This is a genomic window from Faecalibacterium sp. DFI.5.82 (genome assembly GCF_029076575.1).
GTDB classification, from domain to species: domain Bacteria; phylum Bacillota; class Clostridia; order Oscillospirales; family Ruminococcaceae; genus Faecalibacterium; species Faecalibacterium duncaniae.
Genome location: NZ_JARFIS010000173.1, coordinates 1 through 351 on the forward strand (window position 1 = coordinate 1; position 351 = coordinate 351).

The 351-nt window shown below is 62.4% G+C and carries 1 pseudogene; it reads right to left on the bottom strand.

Annotated features, from left to right (window positions below):
* Positions 1–321, bottom strand: a pseudogene (gene dut, locus P0G09_RS16115) (dUTP diphosphatase); the annotation flags it as partial.
* Positions 322–351 lie beyond the last annotated feature (30 nt).

The window sequence follows — 351 nt, forward strand, 5'->3', positions numbered from 1 at the left end:
GGTGCCCATGATCAATCTGGGCACCTTCAGTTCCCCGCGGTAGTCACTGTCCACCACACCCACGCCGTTTGCCATGCACAGGCCGTGCTAGATGGAAAGGCCGCTGCGGGCATAGACCAGCGCCACAGCGTGGGGGCCGGGCAGCTCGATGGCAAGGCCGGTGGGCACCAACACCCGCTGCTTGGGGGCCAGTGTCAGGGGCTCATCCAGCACAGCGCACAGGTCGGCCGCCGCTGCCCCCGGCGTTGCATAGGCGGGCACCTTGGCCCGGGGGTCCAATACTTTATAGTTTACGGTGATCGGTTCCTTAGTATACCTCATAAATTGTTGCTAAACCTCTCCGTCAAAGCC